The 14583-nt window shown below is 71.6% G+C and carries 13 protein-coding genes; 6 read left to right on the top strand and 7 right to left on the bottom strand.

Annotated features, from left to right (window positions below):
* Positions 1-21: 21 nt before the first annotated feature.
* On the bottom strand, positions 22-702 hold the full coding sequence (locus ACSP50_RS26620) for a Major vault protein (RefSeq protein WP_014692398.1): 681 nt from the start codon (positions 700-702) through the stop codon (positions 22-24).
* 234 nt (positions 703-936) lie between these two features.
* On the opposite strand from ACSP50_RS26620, the gene ACSP50_RS26615 reads away from it, so the two are divergent.
* Positions 937-1635: a laminin G domain-containing protein gene (locus tag ACSP50_RS26615; protein WP_014692397.1), complete on the top strand. Its 699-nt coding sequence runs from the start codon at positions 937-939 to the stop codon at positions 1633-1635.
* Positions 1636-1795: 160 nt separating this feature from the next.
* Here the strand turns inward: ACSP50_RS26615 and ACSP50_RS42305 are convergent, their stop codons facing one another.
* Positions 1796-1972 carry a hypothetical protein gene (locus tag ACSP50_RS42305; protein ID WP_014692396.1) on the bottom strand — a complete coding sequence of 59 codons (177 nt, stop codon included), beginning with the start codon at positions 1970-1972 and terminating at the stop codon, positions 1796-1798.
* Between the two features lie 237 nt (positions 1973-2209).
* On the opposite strand from ACSP50_RS42305, the gene ACSP50_RS26610 reads away from it, so the two are divergent.
* Entirely contained in the window at positions 2210-4072 is a 1863-nt protein-coding gene (locus ACSP50_RS26610; protein ID WP_014692395.1) for a hypothetical protein, read from the top strand.
* Between the two features lie 45 nt (positions 4073-4117).
* On the opposite strand, the gene ACSP50_RS26605 is transcribed toward ACSP50_RS26610, so the two are convergent.
* Together ACSP50_RS26605 and ACSP50_RS26600 are read right to left on the bottom strand one after the other, a co-directional pair.
* Positions 4118-5755, bottom strand: a complete 1638-nt coding sequence (locus tag ACSP50_RS26605) for an amidohydrolase (RefSeq protein ID WP_014692394.1) — start codon at positions 5753-5755, stop codon at positions 4118-4120.
* 12 nt (positions 5756-5767) lie between these two features.
* Positions 5768-6871 carry a hypothetical protein gene (locus tag ACSP50_RS26600; protein ID WP_014692393.1) on the bottom strand — a complete coding sequence of 368 codons (1104 nt, stop codon included), beginning with the start codon at positions 6869-6871 and terminating at the stop codon, positions 5768-5770.
* Between the two features lie 128 nt (positions 6872-6999).
* Between ACSP50_RS26600 and ACSP50_RS26595 the strand changes: the two genes are divergently transcribed.
* The 4 genes from ACSP50_RS26595 to ACSP50_RS26580 all read left to right on the top strand — a co-directional run bounded on the left by ACSP50_RS26595 (position 7000) and on the right by ACSP50_RS26580 (position 11185).
* The gene (locus ACSP50_RS26595; protein ID WP_014692392.1) at positions 7000-7593 is read left to right on the top strand and encodes a TetR/AcrR family transcriptional regulator; all 594 of its coding nucleotides are present in this window, start codon (positions 7000-7002) and stop codon (positions 7591-7593) included.
* Between the two features lie 19 nt (positions 7594-7612).
* Positions 7613-9766 (top strand): MMPL family transporter, encoded by a 2154-nt coding sequence (locus ACSP50_RS26590; protein ID WP_014692391.1) that lies wholly within the window; start codon positions 7613-7615, stop codon positions 9764-9766.
* 97 nt (positions 9767-9863) lie between these two features.
* Positions 9864-10193, top strand: a complete 330-nt coding sequence (locus tag ACSP50_RS26585; RefSeq protein ID WP_080128020.1) for a PadR family transcriptional regulator — start codon at positions 9864-9866, stop codon at positions 10191-10193.
* Positions 10190-11185 (top strand): hypothetical protein, encoded by a 996-nt coding sequence (locus ACSP50_RS26580; protein WP_014692389.1) that lies wholly within the window; start codon positions 10190-10192, stop codon positions 11183-11185. The genes ACSP50_RS26585 and ACSP50_RS26580 overlap by 4 nt, the downstream gene beginning before the upstream one ends.
* A gap of 58 nt (positions 11186-11243) precedes the next feature.
* On the opposite strand, the gene ACSP50_RS26575 is transcribed toward ACSP50_RS26580, so the two are convergent.
* The 3 genes from ACSP50_RS26575 to ACSP50_RS26565 all read right to left on the bottom strand — a co-directional run bounded on the left by ACSP50_RS26575 (position 11244) and on the right by ACSP50_RS26565 (position 14558).
* Positions 11244-12341 carry a glycosyl hydrolase 53 family protein gene (locus tag ACSP50_RS26575; RefSeq protein ID WP_014692388.1) on the bottom strand — a complete coding sequence of 366 codons (1098 nt, stop codon included), beginning with the start codon at positions 12339-12341 and terminating at the stop codon, positions 11244-11246.
* Between the two features lie 35 nt (positions 12342-12376).
* A complete protein-coding gene (locus ACSP50_RS26570; RefSeq protein ID WP_014692387.1) occupies positions 12377-13435 on the bottom strand; it encodes a glycosyl hydrolase 53 family protein in 1059 nt (352 codons plus the stop codon).
* A 103-nt stretch (positions 13436-13538) separates the two neighbouring features.
* Complete coding sequence (locus ACSP50_RS26565) at positions 13539-14558, bottom strand: LacI family DNA-binding transcriptional regulator (RefSeq protein ID WP_231956721.1); 1020 nt, start codon at positions 14556-14558, stop codon at positions 13539-13541.
* Between the last annotated feature and the right edge of the window lie 25 nt (positions 14559-14583).

Here is a 14583-nt window from a genome sequence, read left to right as displayed (position 1 = left end):
TTCCTGCTGCCTGGCGCCGGGTCAGCGGTCCTCGTCGGCCTCGGCGTCGGCCTCCGGCTGGTGCGCGTGGTGCCCGCGACGCGGGGCGGCCTCGATCTCCTCGGCGATCGGCTCCTCCTCGATCACCTCGGCGGTGACCTGCGGGGCGTCCGCCCAGAGCGCGCGCAGCTGGCCCTGCATGAACTGGGTGAGGCGGCCGCGGTACTCCCGGTCAAAGTTCTCCAGGGCCTCGATCTGCTGCTGCAGCGCCTCGCGCTTGGCGCCCAGGCTGCCGACCACGTCGTCGTAGCGCTGCTGGGCCTGCAGCTTCAACTGCTCGGCGCCGTGCAGGGCGTCCGCGCCGATCTGCTCGGCGCGCTGCCGGGCATCCGTGACGATCTTGTCGGCGGCGCGGCGGGCCTCCTCGGCGCGCGCCTGGGCCTCCCGCGCCATGGTCTCGGCGGCGGCGCGGGCCTCGGCGAGCACCCGATCGGCCTCCTGCCGCACGGTGCCGGCGTGCGACTGCGCGTCCCGGGCGATCTGCTCTGCCGCCGCCAGGGCGTCCGTGCGGATCTTGTCCGCGTGGTGCTGCGCGCTCGCCACGTGCTCCTCGGCGGTGCGCTGCGCCAGGGCGAGGACCTGCAGCGCCTGGTTCGGCAGGCCCGGGTTGGGCGCGATCACCTTGTGCTCCGAGGTCTCACCGTCAGTCCCGTTGAGAAGCACTTCGCCACGATCCTTATCTGAGTCAGTGGTTCGGCTCCGGGGGAGGGGGTCCGGAGCGCCATGGCCGAGGAGGGGGTTCAACCATGATCGGCGGGGATGCTACCAAGCTGAACGGGCAGTTAGCGAGGGTCCGAGAGGACACTGCGGATGGTGAATTGCGAGGATGTCGGCATTTGCGGCTTTGCTCCCGTTTAGGCTCCGATAAAGCCGTTCCGACGCCCCTCTAGGACACCGATGCGACGCCTCGCCACGCTGCTCACCGCGACAACCCTGCTAGCCGGAACGCCTACGGCGGCACACGCCGCGGCTCCGGTCACCCTCGCCTACTGGCCGATGAACGAGCCGGCCGGCGCCACCCGGATGTCCGACAGCAGTGGAAACGGACTGGACGGACAGATCGGCGACGAGGTCGGCGTCGACACCGCCGTGAACGGGGCCACCGGCTACCGGTTCGACCGCCTCGAACCCGACACCCCGCCACCCCACCCGGGCCACCTGGTCGTGGTGTCCAGCGGCGGCCTCCTCAATCCCGGCGTGCGGGATTTCGCCGTCACCATGCGGCTGCGGACCGTCAACCACTTCGGCAACATCATCCAGAAAGGCCAGTCCACCACCACCGGCGGCAACTTCAAACTGCAGATCCCCAACGGCCACGTGCAATGCTCGTTCCGCGGCGACCGCGGCGTCCTCGAGGCCGACGCCCCCGACGCCATCAACGACGGCGCCTGGCACGTGATCACCTGCGTCCGGGTGAGCAGCGGCGTCGCCCTCGCCATCGACGGCCGGCGGGTGGCCGGGCGGCAAGGCTGGACCGGCGCCATCAGCAACAACTGGCCACTGACCATCGGCGGGAAACTCGACTGCGACCAGCGGGCGGTGGGCTGCGACTACTTCGCCGGCGACCTCGACTACGTCACCATCGAGACCGACTGACGCCGGCGGTCCGGCCTCGGCGGCAGCGGTGCGGGCGCCGGCCACCCGGCCCTGCGGAGATCATGGGTCGGCGGTCGGTGGATGTCCGCCTCGGATGACCGTGTAGCCGCCGTCCGGGTGTGGCCGAAGCTGATCAGCCTCGACGACGAGTTCGCTGCCGTCATCCAGGGCCGTCGTTGCCGAAGCCGGTCAGGTCGGCCACGAACCGGGGGTGCCGATCGACCCGCCAGCCCCCGGCGTCGAAGCCCAGGTCGTCGACCACGAAGCGGGGGAGCGGAAGGTGCCGTCGCCGTTGCCCCGGGGCGGTCCACACCCCGTCGTCGCCGAAGGCCACCACGTCGGCACCACCTCGTACACCGTGATGGTCTGTCCTTGACCGCTGCCGACCGCATGACCGTCCGGCCGGCCGGGCAGCGACATGTCGGCAGGTAGACCCGGATCGGTGCGATCGACGGTCCACTGAGGATTGCCCTTACCTCGCCCTTGCATTGCGTGAACGCTCCGGTTACCGAGAGTCGGTCTACTCCGGTCGGTGCGCCGGCCGGCGCGTCCGCTCACGACCGAAGGAGAACACGTGCGCAACCGTCTGCTTCCGCTGGCCCTGACGGCCCTGACCCTGGTCGCCGCCGGCCCACCGGCCCCGGCCGGAGCCGCCCGGAGCCCCGCCGAACCGGTCGCCGGCACCTGGATCGGCTTCGGCTACAACCAGGACCCGCAGTACGCCGGTGGCACCGGCACACCGACTCCCTGGGACCCGCGGGCGTTCCAGCGGATGACGGAGCGGACCACCTTCATCCGGCCGCCGATCGTGCGGGTGATGCTCAACCGCGACTGGTTCAACCCCACCGGTGTGGCCGGCCGGTACGAGTGGGCGAGTGTGCAGATGACGAATCTGTACCAGGTCCTCACGCACTACCGGTCCCTCGGCACCCGGGTCCAGCTCGGGCTGTGGGGAGTGCAACCGTCGAGCGCCGTGAACCCGTACACCGCGACCGAGACCGCCACGGTGCAGGCGGACCTGATGCGCCGGCTGTACGTGACCGACGCGTACACCAACATCGTCCGCTACACCGGCGTCAACGAGCCGAACGTCAAGAACGAGGCCAAGAACTATTCGTACGCCGACTGGGTCACCGCGACCACCAATCTGCGCGCCGCCTTCGCCGCCGAGAACCTTCCGGTGACCCTGCTCGGCGGGCCCGACACCGCCGAGGCCACCATCTCCGGCCAGGACGGTGACCTGGGGCTGGAGTCGGTGACCGGCGGCGCGGCCGCCACCGGACAGAACGCGGTGTGGCGGGCGGACGGGCTGGCCGGTTTCGACGCCACGTTCTACGTCAGCCCGGACACCGGCGCGGCCGACTGGAAGTTCTACACCTCCCGCGACGGATCGTCCTGGGCGCAGCTCGACCCGGCGAGCCTGGTGCAGTCCGCGCCGGTCAAGACGGTCGCCACCAACCCGTGGTACCGCTACGAGGTGCGCAACGGCGCCCCGCTGGCGGCCGGCACCGACTATCTGCGGATCACGCTGCCCGCGCACGCCGGCACCGAGCGGGCGCTGGCTTCGCTCACCATGACCACCGGCGCCGGCGGCACCGTCGCGGATCCGATGAACGACTGGAGCCACGCGACGTCGCACAGTTCCGGCTGGACCCACCTGCAGGGGGCGCCCACCGACGACTGGTGGCTGGAGGCTGCCGGCTCGTCACTGGTGTCCGGGCTGCAGACCCACTTCTACGCCCACGAGCTGGACCTCGCCGACGCGGGCTATCCGGTGCAGCAGCTGCAGGAGTATCCGGAGGCGACGCTGCGCGAGGCGGTCCGGCAGGTGCGGGCGGCCGCGCCCGGCGTGCCGGTGATCCTCGGCGAGACCGGGATGAAGGCGCCGAAGTCCACCGACGGCAAGGACTACGCGTTCACCGACGAGCCGGAGCACGGCGTCCGGATGGCGGACCTCGCCGTGCAGGAGGTCCGCGCCGGTGTCGACGGCGCGATGGCATGGTGCCTGGACGGCTACGCCGCGGCCGTGCAGTGCGGGATGTGGGACCACGAGGGGACCACCGAGGCCACCACCGCGCTGCGGCCCTGGTTCTATACCTGGAGCCTGCTCTGCCGGTATCTGCCGGCCGGATCCACCCTCTACGCCCCTGCCCAGCAGCCCGGCCTGCGCCTGCTGCAGGCCCAGGCGCCCGGCTCCGGAGGCTGGACGTTCGTGCTGGTGAACCGCGGCACGACAGCGGTCACCGTGCCGATGACCGCGCCGACCGGCAAGGTGACCTTCCACCGCTACCTGTACCAGGCAGCCGCGAATCCGCCGGGTCCGGTCGACGCCGACGGGTTCCCGGTGCCGGCCGGCACCTTCCTCGGCTCGTTCGACGGTGGCCGTCCGGTCACGGTGCCCGCCGATGCGGTCGTCCTCATCACCTCGATGTCCTGAGCCGGCACCCGGCGCTCCGGCCCGGCCGGAGCGCCCTCACCACCGTCATTTCCGTCCGGCGGCGTGGACAAGCCGTCCGTCGATGAAGGTCATGGCGACCGAGGCCGCGCCGATCTCCTCCGGTCGACCCGCGAACGGGTCGCGGTCGAGGACCACCAGATCGGCCCGGGCGCCGGCCCGGATGACCCCGGTGTCGTCGAGACGGTTCACGAAGGCGGCCCCGGCGGTGTAGGCGGTCAGCGCGGTCGCGAGGTCGAGCCGCTGGTCCGGCAGGAACGGTGGATGGCCCGCCCCGTGATGCACCCGGTTGACCGCCACGTGGATGCCCTGCAGCGGGTCCGGCGTGCTCACCGGCCAGTCGCTGCCGCAGGCCAGGTGGACCCCTGCTCGCTGCAGGTCGCCGAACGGATACTGCCGGGCGGCCAGCGCCGGGTCGAGGAACGGGATGGTCAGGTCGTCCATCTGCGGCTCGTGCGACGCCCAGAACGGCTGCAGGTTGGCCGCGGCGCCCAGCGCCCGGAAACGCGGGATGTCGTCCGGGTGCACCACCTGCAGGTGGGCGAGATGCGGGCGGGTGTCGCGGAAACCGTTCGCCGTGCGGGCCGCCTCGACGGCGTCGAGGGCCTCGCGGACGGCGCGGTCGCCGAGGGCGTGGAAGTGGACCTGGAAGCCGTGCGCGTCGAGCTCGGTGACATGGGATCGCAGGGCGGCCGGGTCGATGAAGGACAGGCCGGTGTTCGCGGTGGTGCGGCCGCAGGAGTCGCGGTAGGGGCTGGTCATCGCGGCGGTGAAGTTCTCCGCGACGCCGTCGAGCATCAGTTTCACGCTGTCGCAGCGCAGCCGGCCGACGGTGTGCCGGTCGCGGTTGGCGAGCAGTTCGGGGATCTGCTCGGCGCCGCGGTCGCGGTCCCACCACAGGGCGCCGACGACGGTGGCGGTGAGCTGCCCGGTGGTGGCGGCGGCGAGATAGGCGTCGGAGACGTCCGGGTAGCCGTTGGTGGCGCAGAGCATCGCGTCCTGCCAGGCGGTGATGCCGAGCGAGTGCAGCAGGGTCTGGGCGCGCAGCAGACCGGCCAGCCGCTCGGCCGGGGTGACCGCGGGCAGCAGCCGGGCGACCAGCTGCATGGCGCCCTCCTGCAGGCCGCCGGCGGGGGCGCCGCCGGGGCGCCGGTCGATGCGCCCGTCGGCCGGATCGGGGGTGGCGGCGTCGATGCCGGCGAGCGCCAGGGCGCGGCTGTTGACCCAGGCGCCGTGGTGGTCGCGGTTGATCAGGTAGACCGGCCGGTCGGGCACGACCCGATCGAGCGGCTCGCGGTCGGGGACGCCGCCGGGGAAGACCTCCATGGCCCAGCCGCCGCCGGTGATCCAGGGCAGCTCCGGGTGGGCGTCGGCATGATCCCGGATGCGCCGCAGGCAGGCGTCGAGGTCGGGGGCGCCGGTCAGGTCGCACTGGCCGAGCTCGACGCCGCCCATCACGGCGTGCACGTGCGCGTCCTGGAAGCCGGGCAGCAGGAGCCGCCCGGCCAGGTCGACCGTCGTGGTGGCGGGCCCGGTCAGCTCGCGCACGTCGTCGGCGCCGACCGCCACCACCCGCCCGGCGCGGACCGCGACCGTGGTGGCCGGACCGCGCGCCGGGTCGGCGGTGAAGACGCGACCGTTGGTGAGGACCAGATCCGCGGACATGGCCCCACTCCATCACACCGCCGGTGTCAGCAGGGTGTCGGCCGGCCGGGCCCGCGCGACCGGGCGCACGCTGACCAGCGCGACGAGCAGCACCAGGCAGGCCGCCGACCCGGTGACCTGCCGGGTCGCCAGCGCCGCGAACGCCGCCGCATACCCCAGCAGCAGGGCCAGCGCCTGTCTGCGCGGCTGTTCGACCAGGATGAAGGCCAGCACCGTGGCCACCGCGATCGGCCCCCAGTAGTAGCGCAGCGTCACCGGATCGCTGAACACCCGGACCAGCAGTGCGGTCGCCGGCGCCACCGCGTAGGCGAGCCGCTGCCCGCGGCACCACCAGGCCACCGCGGCGCAGCCGCCGGCCACCAGCACCGCCTGGATCAGGCGCATCTCCCAGGTCACGTCCGGCATCCCGGGCAGGAGGATCTTGACCAGGGTGTCGTTGTCGACGTGCCAGACGTGGCGGAACATCGCGAAGTGTCCGGCCAGCACGAACGGCAGGTAGGTGGCGATGCCCGCGAGGCCGCCCAGCACCCAGGTCCGCAGCGCGCGCACCGGCCCGCTGACCGCCAGCAGGCAGGGAAAGCCCAGCACCGCCCAGGGGGCGATGGCGACCGCGAGACCCAGGAGCGCGGCCGCGGTCACGGTCCGTTGTCGCTTCTGACAGAGGCTTGCGTACGCCCACAGCCCCGGGACGGCAAGCTCAGCGGGATGTCCGTACCACGGGACCGGCACCAGCATCCAGAGCAGCACGAGCAATCCGGTCGCGGTCTCCCGCACGGCGCGCCGCCGCCCCCGGTCCGGGGTGAGCCGCCCGCACAGCGTCATCGCCGCGAGTACCAGCCCCACGTTGACCGCGATCACCACGGCTCGGGCCGGCATCCCGTGCGTTCCGCCGATCATCAGCGCCCGGCTGATCAGCAGTTGCAGCGGCCCGGCCTGGTTCCAGCCGGAGTCGTAGACACCGTCCAGCCGCCCGTCGAGCAGCCGCTGCCCGTATCCGGCGAAGTCGCCGAGATCCAGCGGCATGTCCCAGACCAGCAGCGCGAGGAGGGCGGCGAGGACGGCGGCGCCGTAGCGGCGGGCGCGCAGGATCGTCTCCACCCAGCGGGGTAGCTCCACGGTTTCCTGATCGGCGGGCCGGGTACCGCGGTGGGTGCGGATCAGGTGCCGATCGGGAGCAACCGGATGTGGGGACCACCACGGTCCATCACCGACCACGATGGTCCGGAAAGGTCTAGGCTGGTCCTATGCCCCGCCCCACCAAGCAGCAGATCGACGACGAGATCCTCGACGCCGCGGCCGGTCTGTTCGCCCGGCACGGTTTCCGGGAGACGTCGGTGCAGCGCATCGCCGACGCGGTGGGCTACTCCAAGACCGGCCTGCTGCACCGCTTCCCGACCAAGGAGGCGCTGCAGGCGGCCGTCATCGAGCGCTGCGTGGGGCAGCTCCGGGAGGTCGCGGCGGGCGCCGCCCCGCTGCCGACCGGTCCGGAGCGCGACCGGATGGTGATCACCGGGGTGGCCCAGCTCGCGCGGGATCAGCCCGGCGCCGTGGCGCTGCTGCTGTCCTGCCTGCTCGCCGAGCCGGAGAGCGAGTTCGGCGTGGCCCTGCAGACGATCGGCGAGCAGGTCGCCGCGGCGTTCGGCGACGAGCCGTTCACCGGTGCCGCGCTGGGCGGGGCGGGCGCGCTCGCCGACCCGGTCCGCTCGGTCCGGGTGATCGGCGCGCTCGGCGCGCTCGCGGTGGCCAGCGTCGCCCTGCGCGACTGTCTCACCCCGGACGCGGTCACCACGCTCGTCGACGTCGCCTACGGCGCGCTCGGGCACCCCTCCACCCTCTGACCCAAGACAAGGGAAACCCATGGCAACGCTGCTGCACCGCCTCGGCCTCGGCGCCGCACGGCATCGCATCGTGGTCACCGTCGCCTGGTTGCTCGCCCTGGTGGCCGTGGCCTTCGGCGCGGTCAGGCTGTCCGGCGAGACCGTCAACACGTTCCGCATCCCCGGGCAGGAGTCGACCACCGCGCTCGACCTGATGAAGCAGCGGTTCGGCGACGCCTCGGCGGGCGCCACCGTGCAGGTGGTGTTCGAGACCCCGGCCGGGCAGAAGATCACCGACCCGGTGATCGTCAACCAGGTCACCCAGTCGGTCACGGCGTTCGGCAAGCTGCCCGGCGTGGTCGCCGTGAGCAACCCGTTCGACCAGCAGAACCCGTCGGTCTCGCGGGATCTGAGCACGGCGCTGACCACCGTCACGTACGGCGTGCAGCCGTCCGAGGTGACCGACGACGAGCGGTCGGCGATCACGGCGGCCCTGGCCCAGGCCAAAACCGGCGGCCTGATTGTCGAGGCGCGCGGCGAGGCGCTGAGCAACGCGGCCGACATCGGCGGCGCGTCCGAGGGCATCGGCGTGATCGTCGCGCTGATCGTGCTGGCACTCAGCTACGGCTCGCTGGTGGCGGCCGGGATGAACCTGCTGACCGCGATCGTCGGGGTGGGCATCGGCGTCGCCGGCATCACCACGTTGTCCGGTTTCGTCCAGCTGCAGTCGACCACCCCGATCCTGGCGGTGATGCTCGGCCTGGCGGTCGGCATCGACTACGCGCTGTTCATCGTCACCCGGTTCCGCCACGAGCTCCGCGCCGGCCGGGACGTCGAGTCGGCCGCGGCGTACGCGGTGGGCACCGCCGGTTCGGCCGTGGTGACCGCCGGCCTGACCGTGGTGATCGCGCTGGCCGGCCTGTCCGTGGTCGGCATCCCGTTCCTCACCGAGATGGGCCTGGCCGCCTCGGCCACCATCGTGGTCGCCGTGCTGGTGGCGATCACCCTGGTCCCGGCGATCCTGGGGTTCATCGGCAAGCGGGCGCTGCCGCGCAGGCTGCGCGACCTGCCGCCGACGACCGACCACCTGGCGGAGGGCCGCGGCTTCATCCGGGGCTGGGCGAACACCGTCACCCGCAAGCGGGTGACGAGCCTGCTGCTGGCCGTGCTCGCGCTCGCCGTGGTGGCGTTGCCGTTCTTCAAAATGCAGACCACCCTCGCTCAGCGGTCGCCGGAGGGCAGCACCCAGGCCAAAGCGGACGCCATCATCGACCAGCGGTTCGGCCCGGGCGTCAGCGGTCCGCTGCTGATCCTGATCGACGGCCCGCAGGCGGTGCCGTACGCGGCGACCGTGCAGAAGCAGATCAGCACCCTGCCGGACGTGGCCCTGGCCACCCCGCCGCGGCCTGACCCGAAGCAGTCGGCGGCACTGATCACGGTGATCCCGGGCTCGGGCGCCGAGGATCAGAAGACGGTCGACCTGGTGCACCGGATCCGGGACGAGGTGGCCGACAGTGCCGGCGCCAAGGTGTACGTGACCGGCCAGACCGCGATCAGCATCGACGTGTCGCAGAAGCTCAACGCCGCCCTCCCGGTCTACCTGGCGCTCGTCGTCGGCCTGGCGTTCGTCCTGCTGGTGCTGGTCTTCCGGTCGCTGCTGGTGCCGGTCGTCGGGGTGCTCGGCTTCCTGCTCACGATCGGTTCGGCGTTCGGCGCCACGGTCGCGGTGTTCCAGTGGGGCTGGCTGTCCGGTCTGGTCAACGCCGGCTCCACCGGCCCGATCATCAGCCTCGCGCCGATCATCATCGTCGGCATCCTGTTCGGCCTGGCGATGGACTACCAGGTGTTCCTGGTGTCGCGGATGCACGAGGCGCACGCCCACGGCGCGTCGCCGCGGGACGCGATCGTCACCGGGTTCCGGCAGGCCGCACCGGTCGTGCTGGCCGCCGCGACGATCATGTTCGCGGTCTTCGCGGCGTTCGTCCCGCAGGGCAACGACACGGTCAAGCCGATCGCGTTCGCCCTGGCGGTGGGCATCGCGTTCGACGCGTTCATCATCCGGATGATCGCGGTGCCGGCCGCGCTGGCGCTGCTCGGCCGGTCCGCCTGGTGGCTGCCGCGCTGGCTGCGCTGGCTCCCGGAACTGGACGTGGAGGGCGCGGCGCTGGAGCGCCGCGAGCAGGTCCCCGTCTGATCCCCCCGGGCGGCGTCGCGATCAGCGGCGCCGCCCGTTCGTCACGCTGCTATGCCGTTGTTGACGGTACTTCGGAAAACACAGTAGTGTGCGGTGCGTGGATACGACCCAGCTCCTCAAGGGCGTGCTGGATCTCGCGGTGCTCGCCGTGCTGCGCGACGAGGACGGCTACGGCTACGACATCCTGCGCCGGCTGCGCGCCGCCGGCCTGCAGGACGTCGGTGACGCGTCGGTCTACGGCACGCTGCGCCGGCTGTTCGCCAACGGCTTCCTGAACGCGTACGTGGTGCCCAGCGACGAGGGCCCGCACCGCAAGTACTACGCGCTGAACGCGGCCGGCCGCGCCGAGCTGGAACGCAACGGCAAGACCTGGCACGGCTTCGCCGTCATCATGGACGACCTGCTTCGCGACCGGGGGACCGCGTGAACGACACCGCAACCGACCAGATCGCCACCTACGTCGCCGCGGTGCGCCTCGCGCTGGGCGGGGTGCCCGAGACCACCCGCGAGGAGCTGCTCGACGACCTCCCGGAACACCTCGCCGAGGTGCTCGCCGAGGACAACGGCACTCTGGTCGAGCGTCTGGGCGCCCCCGCGGCGTACGCCGCGGAACTGCTCGCCACGGCCGGATTCGTCTCCCTGCCACCGCAGCCCGACCCGCGCTGGGACAACCTGCGCGAGACCCGCGACCTGGTGCTGCGCGGGCTGCGCGTGGCCGACGTGCGGGTCGGCCCGGCGCTGGGCCACGAGCGGGCCAGCGAGTTCCTCCTCCTGCTCCGCCCGGCCTGGTGGGTGCTGCGCGGCTACCTGGTCGCGATGGTCCTCGCCGTCGTGCTCGACCACGGCTCCGGCCCGATCGGCCTGCTGCCCCGGATCGGCGGCAGCGACGTGGTGGCGCTGGCCCTGCTCGCCGGCTGCGTGGTCGCCTCGATCTGGTTCGGCCGTCGCCCGCTGCCCGACAAGCCCTGGGCGCGGTACGCGCTGTGGTCCGGCACCACGCTCCTGGTGCTGATGGCGCTGGCCGGCTTCACCGGTTTCGACAGCGACCTGCGCCAGACGCCGTTCGTCGAGTCCGGTTACAGCGGCGGTGGCCCGGCGGACGCCATCCAGGACATCTTCGTGTACGACTCGCAGGGCCACCCGATCCAGGACGCCCAGCTGTACGACAGCTCCGGCGCCCCGATCCAGCTGGGCAACGCCACCTGTACCGACCCTCGGACCGGGAACTCCTACACCAGCTGGCACCGCGGCTATCCACACTGCCCGGACGCCGACCCGTTCCAGTCCCCGAGCCCCGACCCCACCCTCGACGGCGACAACCCGCACGAGGAGGTCACGCCCTCGGCGACCCCACCCTCCGCGGGCCCGTCGGCGAGCGGCACCCCGTCGGCCGCGCCGTCGGCGTCACCGAGTCGCTGAGGAAAGGGGTCGGCCCGGCGCCGGGGAAAGCGCCGGGCCGACCTTTTCCGGGGATGGGTCAGGCGGTCCACTTCACCGAGGAGTTCCACCGGCCGGTGGCGTCGAAAGCGGCCATGTTGTCCCAGCCGTCGCCGGTGCCGTTGATGTTCGCCGGGTCCCAGCCGTTTCCGGCGATCGCATACCAGGTCGGTTCCCAGTAGAAGACGCCGATCGCTCCGGCGTTGCGGGCCGTGTTCTGGATCCAGGTGAATTCGGTGCCCTGCCCGGTCTTCGAGGCGGCCTGCCCGTCGCAGGTCGTCGTTCCGGGCACCGAGTTCGTCTCGCTGTCGGCGTTGGCCGTGGTGTACATGTACGCCGTCTCGACGATCACCACGGGCTTGCCGTACCGCGATTTCACGTCGGCGATCACGTTGTACAGATTGGCCAGCGTGCCGTGCCACATGCAGTAGTAGGAAAGCCCGGTGACGTCCCAGGACACGCCCTGCGCCTTGATGCCGTCGTAGAACCAGCGCGCGTTCGCGTCGCTGTCCGCGTCGGCCGTGTGAATCATCACCTGGGTGCCGCTGTTGCACGCCTTGGTCGCGTTGTAGCCCTGTTTCAGCAGGCCGGCCACCGGCGCGAAATTGTTGTTCGACACCTTTCCGGCAGGCCACAGCATGCCGACGTTGATCTCGTTGCCGATCTGCACGCTGTCCGGCGTGGTGCCCTGCGACTTCAGCGCGGTGCACACGTCGTAGGTGTAGTCGTACACGTCGGTCTGCAACCGGCTGAGCGAGTGCGAGCTCCACGCCACCGGCGGATACTGCTTGCCGGGATCGGCCCAGGTGTCCGAGTAGTGGAAGTCGACCAGCAGTTTCAGGCCCTTGGCCTTGATGGCTTTCGCCTGCTGCAGCACTTTGGCCTTGTTGTTGTATCCGCCGGCCGGGTTGTTCCACACGCGCAGCCGCAGGTAATTGGCGCCGGCGCCTTTCAGGATGTCGTACGGGTCGGCCTGCGCACCGGCCGCGGTGTAGTACCTGCCGCCCAGGTCGAGGGTCCGCTGCAGCGACGAGACGTCCGCGCCGAGCATGGTGAGCGAGGCGGCGTGTGCGGGGGTGGGGGAGAGCGCCAGCATCAGCAGCACCGCTCCGATGGCGGCGCCGATGGATCTGCGCATGTCAACTCCTTCGGGGGTAGGAGAGAAGGGGTACTTCAGAAGCGGATGTAGGGGTTGATCCGCCCGTGGAAGTCGAAGGTCGCCATGTTCTCCCAGGCGTCTCCGGAATGCTGGATGTCCTCGGGGTCCCAGCCGTTGCCGTCGACCGCGGTCCAGGTCGGCTCCCAGTAGAAGACGCCCAGCCCGCCGGCCTTGCGCACCACGTCCTGCACCCGGCGCAGTTGCTCCGCCTGTCCCCGCGGCGACGCGGGAATCCCGTCGCACGGCGCCGCCGAGGTGATGATGTTCGCCAGGTGGTCGTGGTTGTCGGTGGTGAAGGGGTAGGCGGTTTCGGCGATCACCGTCGGCCTGCCGTAACGGTCGCGCAGGTCGTTGAGGACCGACGCCAGATTCGTCAGGTCCCCGTGCCACATGCAGTAGTAGGACAGCGCCGTGACGTCCCATCGCACGCCCTGGGCCGCGATTCCGTCGTAGAACCAGTGCGCCGCGTCGATGCTGCCGGCGTCCGCGGTGTGGATCAGCACCCGGGTCCGTGGATCGCACGCCTTGGCCGCGGTGTAGCCGGCCTTGAGCAGCGACGCGAGCGGGCCGAAGTCGCTGTCGTCCACCTGACCGGCCGGCCACAGCAGCCCGGTGTTGATCTCGTTGCCGATCTGCACGCTGTCGGGCCGGGTGGCCCGGCACACGTCGTACGTGTAGTCGTAGACGTCCTTCTGCAGTTGTTCGAGGTCGTGACCGGCCCAGGCGGCGGGGATGAACTGCTTGCCCGGATCGGCCCAGGTGTCCGAGTAGTGGAAGTCGATGAGCACCTTGAGGCCGTGCCGCCGGGCCTCGCGGGCCTGCGCCACCACCTCGGCCCGGTTGTTGTAGCCGCTGGTCGGGTTGTTCCAGATGCGCAGCCGGACGTAGTTCACCCCGGACCGCTGGAGGATCTCGTACGGGTCGGCCCGGTGCCCGTGCCTGTCGTAGTACTTCGCGCCGAGGTCCTGGGCGCGGGGCAGGGTGGACACGTCGGCACCGTGCATGGCGAGGCCGGCGTGTGGCGGGGTGGGTGGGAGCAGGAGGGCGGCGGCCAGTAGTGCGGCGAATTTCATGGCGCTCCTTTGTGGACAAAGGGACGTTCATCGGTGTGGCGGCCGGCCCCGACCTGAGGGGGTCGAGGCCGGCCCCGGTGGGGGACCCGGTGAAGCCGACCGGTCAGGAACCCGGTGAGGAAGCCCGCAGCACGAGGCTGGTGGGCACGGTGATGGAGAGCGGCGTCCGGCCGTTGATCACGTCGACGAGGAGACGGACCATCTCCTCGCTGATCCGGTCCAGCGGCTGCCGCACCGTGCTGAGCGGCGGTTCGGTGGTGGCCGCCAGCCCGGAGTCGTCGAAGCCGACCACCCGCACGTCACCGGGCACCGCGCGCCCGGCGTCGCGGAGCACCGGCAGGGTGGCCGCGGCGATCGCGTCGGACGCGGCGAACACCGCGTCCACGTCCGGGGCCCGGCTCAGCAGGATGCGCATGGCGGCCGCGCCGGTCTCCCGGCTCCAGTCGCCGTGCACGATCAGGTCCGAGTCGATCGGCAGGTCGTGGGCCAGCAGCGCGTCGGTGTAACCGGCCAGCCGGTCGACACCGCCGGAGGTGTCCATCGGCCCGGTGATGGTGGCGATCCGCCGGCGGCCGGCCGCGATCAGGTGCTCGGTGGCGCTGCGGGCGCCGGCCCGGTCATCGGCCGAGACCGAGCTGATCATCTCCTCCAGGCCGAGCACCCGGCCGCAGGCCACGATCGGGACCTGGGCCTGCACCAGCTGCCGGAGCAGTGGGTCGCCGGAGTGCGGGGAGACCAGCAGCACGCCGTCGACGTGACCGCCGTTGAGGAACGCGAGGGTGCGGCTGCGCTCCTGCTGGGTGGAGGCGATCATCAGGATCAGGGTCTGCTCCCGGTCGGAGAGCGCCTGGGCCACGCCGCGCAGCAGCACCGAGAAGTTCGGGTCCTCGAAGAGCAGGTGCTGCGGCTCGGTGAGCAGGAAGGCGATCGACCCCGAACGGCCGGTGGCCAGCGAGCGGGCGTGCTGGTTGGTGGTGTAGCCGGTGCGGGCGATGGCGTCCTGGACGGAGCGCACCGCCTCCGGGCTCACCCAGTCGCGCCCGTTGAGCACCCGGGAGACCGTCGCATAGGACACCCCGGCCTCGCGAGCGACATCGCGGATCGTTGGGCGTTTGCGCGACACGTTCGGGATCATAGTCGGCACCGTT

It is taken from the genome of Actinoplanes sp. SE50/110 (assembly GCF_900119315.1).
Classification (GTDB): Bacteria; Actinomycetota; Actinomycetes; order Mycobacteriales; family Micromonosporaceae; genus Actinoplanes.
The sequence above is the reverse complement of the archived record's forward strand: the minus strand, read 5'-3'. Positions and strand labels throughout refer to the sequence as shown.

What these genes read in the sequence shown, in the direction of transcription:
- ACSP50_RS26615 (WP_014692397.1), top strand. Translation starts at nt 937, where the DNA reads ATGCGACGCCTCGCCACGCTGCTCACCGCGACAACCCTGCTAGCCGGA.
- ACSP50_RS26605 (WP_014692394.1), bottom strand. Translation starts at nt 5,755, where the DNA reads ATGTCCGCGGATCTGGTCCTCACCAACGGTCGCGTCTTCACCGCCGAC.
- ACSP50_RS26595 (WP_014692392.1), top strand. Translation starts at nt 7,000, where the DNA reads ATGCCCCGCCCCACCAAGCAGCAGATCGACGACGAGATCCTCGACGCC.
- ACSP50_RS26590 (WP_014692391.1), top strand. Translation starts at nt 7,613, where the DNA reads ATGGCAACGCTGCTGCACCGCCTCGGCCTCGGCGCCGCACGGCATCGC.
- ACSP50_RS26575 (WP_014692388.1), bottom strand. Translation starts at nt 12,341, where the DNA reads ATGCGCAGATCCATCGGCGCCGCCATCGGAGCGGTGCTGCTGATGCTG.
- ACSP50_RS26570 (WP_014692387.1), bottom strand. Translation starts at nt 13,435, where the DNA reads ATGAAATTCGCCGCACTACTGGCCGCCGCCCTCCTGCTCCCACCCACC.